General features: G+C 39.1%; 5 protein-coding genes. 2 read left to right on the top strand and 3 right to left on the bottom strand.

All coding sequences use genetic code 11. The annotated features are described in order from the left end of the window. Together AACQ81_RS01405 and AACQ81_RS01400 are read left to right on the top strand one after the other, a co-directional pair. The coding region (locus AACQ81_RS01405) for a DNA sulfur modification protein DndB (RefSeq protein ID WP_237388389.1) at window positions 1-1360 on the top strand (1360 nt) is incomplete at its 5' end. A gap of 131 nt (window positions 1361-1491) precedes the next feature. Continuing rightward, entirely contained in the window at window positions 1492-1701 is a 210-nt protein-coding gene (locus AACQ81_RS01400; protein ID WP_237388388.1) for a hypothetical protein, read from the top strand. Between the two features lie 336 nt (window positions 1702-2037). Here the strand turns inward: AACQ81_RS01400 and AACQ81_RS01395 are convergent, their stop codons facing one another. The 3 genes from AACQ81_RS01395 to AACQ81_RS01385 all read right to left on the bottom strand — a co-directional run bounded on the left by AACQ81_RS01395 (window position 2038) and on the right by AACQ81_RS01385 (window position 3433). After that, complete coding sequence (locus AACQ81_RS01395; RefSeq protein WP_237388387.1) at window positions 2038-2304, bottom strand: helix-turn-helix domain-containing protein; 267 nt, start codon at window positions 2302-2304, stop codon at window positions 2038-2040. Continuing rightward, window positions 2297-2470 carry a hypothetical protein gene (locus AACQ81_RS01390; protein WP_155270992.1) on the bottom strand — a complete coding sequence of 58 codons (174 nt, stop codon included), beginning with the start codon at window positions 2468-2470 and terminating at the stop codon, window positions 2297-2299. The genes AACQ81_RS01395 and AACQ81_RS01390 overlap by 8 nt, the downstream gene beginning before the upstream one ends. 87 nt (window positions 2471-2557) lie before the next feature. Beyond that, the gene (locus AACQ81_RS01385; RefSeq protein WP_237388386.1) at window positions 2558-3433 is read right to left on the bottom strand and encodes an integrase domain-containing protein; all 876 of its coding nucleotides are present in this window, start codon (window positions 3431-3433) and stop codon (window positions 2558-2560) included. Between the last annotated feature and the right edge of the window lie 1263 nt (window positions 3434-4696).

The raw sequence follows: 4696 nt of genomic DNA, 5'->3' as shown, positions 1-4696 counted from the left end.
GGGAAGTGGATGGTATGATAAGCATGACTCGATCCTTTTTTCTGTGATTTTGCGTTTTGGGAACAAAAATTTCGCAAATTTAGGATCGAGTTTCTTTGATACTCCTACCATTTTGACAAGCTATTTAGAGGTAACGCAAAGAAAATTGGATCAAGCTCATGCAACAAAGCTAGCTATTTATATTTTGAAAGGTCTTATTTCTTCAGCAATAAACCATAGGAAATATAATAATAAGAAAGAAATAAAATCTCTCATTGATATTCAAGAAAGCTTAGGAAAACAACCTTATTTATCTCTGCAACCAATTGTAACCAATATTCGGGATGTTGGTGAACGAGGTAATAAAATAAGAGCTGAAAGAGTGTTATCAAAAAGTGATGACTCAACAGCATGCTTAAAAGTTTACCTAGCTCAAAATAATATATTTTGGGTTATTGATGGCCAACATAGACGAGAAGGAATGAGGATTGTTTTCAATTTTATATCAGAAATATTGAGGCATCATTCGTATCCTAAGAAGAAAGGAATATATCATCCAGAAGACGATCATTCTGAATTAACTTCAGACGAAATTTCAGCTTGGCAGGCTGTTTTGGAGAGCAGTAAGTCATTTGTCACTATATCAATAGAAACCCATTTAGGGCTGAGTGTTGATGAGGAGCGACAGTTATTCCATGACTTAAATAATCTGGGAAAAAAGGTTGATAAAAATTTGGCATTAAAATTTGATAGTTCTAATCCTATTAATCTTTTTCTCAAAGAGCAGCTGATTGATAAAGTTGGGATTAAGGTTTCAGAAAAAGATCAAAAAGATTGGAATAATGATGATGGTAGTCTTTCCCTCAAAGATATAACAGCCGTAAATGCTATTTTATTTTTGAATAAAACAAATATATCAACAGCTACTCCAGATGTAAGAGAAAAATTTAACATTGGTAAACAGTTTTGGGAATCAATTAGCTCTATTGATGGATTTGGTCAAAGCAAAGGAAAAGAAAAGACAGTTGCTATGCAACCTGTTGTATTGAAGGCATTAGCAAAACTTGCATTTGATTTTAACTTCAGTAAAAGAAAAATAGAAAATAGCCATTTTTATTACGATGAGCTCCTGGAAGGAATTAGCAATATAGATTTTTCCCATGATAATAAAATATGGCAATACTATAGTCTTTCTGAAACAGAAAGAGAGAACTTATTCCCTGGATTGAGTAAATATTTACCTGATATAGAAGGAGGGAATAGAGATATAGGTAGTATTCAAAATGGGCATATGAAATTTGGAGCCAAACACAACGATATCTATCCTCTAATTGGAGACATGATCCGCTATCAGATTAACTTACCTAGCCGTAGGTCTTGAAATAGGTAATTTAAAAACTTAATTTTATTAAGAAAAAATCCATATCAACAGCCTATTTTGCTTAATATTTTAACTCAGCATAACCTTATTAAATTGACTAAAAATATAATTGCATAAGATGGAGTTACAAAATGGTAAAAACAGCAAGTGGAGAGATTACTTTACCTCATTCATGTCCATGCCCCAAATACGGCTGCATGACAACAGCGACTGATTACCCATCACTTCAATCCTTATTTGGATTCAGAACCATAAGAGAAGCTGTAAAAAATCAAAGTTGGTGTATTGAATGCAGAAAAAAAGCGTTAAAAGAAAGTCGTGATAAAAAGAAAAAACTTTAGAACATCTTACACCTTTTGATAAGGTATAAATGTGGATATGCAATTGGTTCCTAACAAAGCAACTTTAGGAGCCATTTGCACTAATCTCGACTGTTCAATATTTATACTCATCACGTCGTGGCGGTTATCACCAGAACTATACTACACAACTTCAGCAAGTTAGTGCAGAAGACTTTTAATATTCTATGTAATCATATTCTGAAAATAACAATTTCTCATCATAATAAAATTAAAAAGCCATGAGGTCTAATGTGGTCAAATTTAACTACCATTTTACTCTCAGGGCTTCGTATAAAAATTTATTTTTTCAAGAAGTAGAGCACAATTTGAGGCAGGTTATTCCTGTGGCTTGCCGCGAGCCTTACGCTCAATAGGCTGACCATCATATGAATCAAAATAACGGCTAGGCCAGATTTCTGAAGGGTGTATTCCGAGATAATTCGCAATTATCCATTCACCTTTTGGCCAAGGCCTGCTGAGAGTATTGGCTAATGTAGAAGAACTTAATCCCGCTTCACGGGAGACAGCTGCTAAGGTAGTACCACGCTTGCGTAATGCAGCAATAATATCAGCTTGATGCCAATCTTTTTTAATATCAATCATTCCTGCTACCCCTTCCATTAATTAATATTGATGGTGGCGATTCAGACAGGGTTCGCGGACCGGAGATCAACCATTCCGGCAAGGCAATGCCTTCCCTGCCTGAACCACCATTGAAAAGGCGATAACAGGCACACTGGTAGAAATTTCCTACCAGTGGGTTGATCATTCAAGGCCGCGACGCCTTGACCATTGGATTGTGCCAATGGCGGAGTTACTTTAACTGATTGTTTTACCTAACTCAATAACTGAACTACTAAGTTGAACGACTATAAACCCGCTCAACATAACGCTCACGTCCGTCACCGTGCCCCAAATCCATTGAAACCAATGCCTTTGACTCTTGATGGCTAAAGCCATTTTGTTGATAAAACGCCAGCGCATCCTGCGCCCATGCATACCTCAAACTATGAGGAGAGTGGTAACCCTTTAACCCAATCTTTGTAGTATGTGTACGCCAGTAGTTCATGGCCTGTCTGAGATCCGGCTTATCAATCAACTTGCCGCCGCGTTGCTCCGCAACAGAAATGGCCTGTTCTACAGCCGCTTTCATCGCCGCAACATCCAATACACGGGTTTGCCTTGGTCGTCCGCCTTTTGTACCGAAAACAACATGCAGTTTTGGCTCTGGTTGTTCTAATTGTTTTCGCCAGCTTTTCAATGAAGCACTACACTGCACCGCTTCCTGAGAACGCAGCCCCATCAATCGGGCAAGTTTCAGTGTGGCTGCAAATCCGGCATCCCGTACAAGAGCTTTCTGATAAATAGCCTGAAATGTAGCATCAGGGATCGCCTGCTTTGTTCCGGCTCGGCTGGTTTCACTTAATCCCAATGCCTTATTGCTCAAACGTGGAGAAGTTTCCAGCTTTTCTCTGCCTGCCATGCGGAAAATATTACGCAGCGCAGACATCTCATTTTGCACCGTTCGCTTAGCAATACCCTGCGATAAACGGGCATCAACGTAGTGCTCTACATGCTTGGTTTTTAAATGGCTGAGGCTTTTAACCTGAATGTTCAGACTCAATAACAACGCGCCCAAACGCCCGGCAATCCGGATGCGGTCATGATAAGTTTTATGGCTACCACCACCCTGACGGGCAAAAAATTTTAATTCCTTAATCAATCGACTCATCGGTTTTTCCTTACTTAACCTTTCAACATGATGCGATCTCTGGCGCGCGACAGTGCGGACAAAGCAGGAAATACCGGCTTTGTCCCTGACAAATATCTGTGCGCCAGAGTGAACGTGTGTTGAGGTATTGCGGGGTATCGGTTGAGTACTCGGTACTGCCGCCTGTATTAACAGGTCATCCCCACCGGCAAAGTGCCAGCCTCGATATCGTCAGGTTCTCCTTTTGATACTTTTTTAATCTATAAATGTAGTGTCAGATGCACTATGTGGTTAAGCAGGCGTGAGCCTGTTATTGCCGAGTTGTCCTTTTGCTGCGGCGTCACTTTCAGCGATAAACCTGCAAAAAGTGACGCCTTAAATCCGCAAACAGTCAGCAAAAGTGGTACGAAAGTTGAAATACCAATAGGCACAACAAAACGCTGCGAGGTTAAGGATCAAACAGTAGCAATGAGCTAATTGTTTAGGTGTAGAAAGGCTGCCCGCTAAATATTTCAAGCAGGCATAGCTAAATATGAGCGAGGTGTGCGAAAGCAATCCGACCCATTAAGGTGAAATGAGATCGGGTGATAATTCAATCCTATAGTGCGTAAGGCTGCTCGGTTTTATCACCTGACGCTAATGTGAAAAGTAAGCGAGCACCTATTTCAGCTCACTTGAAGTCAGATAAAAGTAAAGTGGATCTTCTCCACTTTAAATCCAGCTACGAAAGGCAATGAAAACCATAACCTAACGAGCCTAAGTACCGTTGTACTCTATTAGTTTAAAAGACCTTCATCGTCGAACTAGCTAGGATTGTTCATACTGACGATATCTGCTTTCAAAGGTGTGAAGATGTACCGCAATTCTTGCTCTCCCTTTCAGGCTACAGGAGTTTTTTAGTCGCTCGAAAGCGCTTCCTCTCAGACTATGGAAGCATTGGTGACCATCGGTGATGGTATCAAACTGAAGTTAGGCTAACGTATTTTTTTGATAATGGCAATAAAATAAATAATAACTATTATAATTAGATGATTATTTTACATTTAAATTAAATATTACAATACCTATTTCCAATATCTGATCCATTTTAAAACCTGCCAACTTATCACACAATAACATGTACCTTTTCTACATCAACAATTATAAAACTAACCTTACTTGGATTCGCATCATAAGTGCAATTTCTAAGAAAGGCGGTCAGTTGCTATAGTAGGCATCTTTCTCGCCAAAGGAAAATGCACTATGGCCTATACACAACTGACCGAAACAGAAAGATATCAGATT

Origin of the sequence: Xenorhabdus sp. Sc-CR9 (assembly GCF_963897815.1) — a bacterium.
Taxonomy (GTDB): domain Bacteria; phylum Pseudomonadota; class Gammaproteobacteria; order Enterobacterales; family Enterobacteriaceae; genus Xenorhabdus.
Note: the sequence above shows the minus strand (reverse complement) of the source record. Positions and strands in the feature narration are given on the sequence as shown.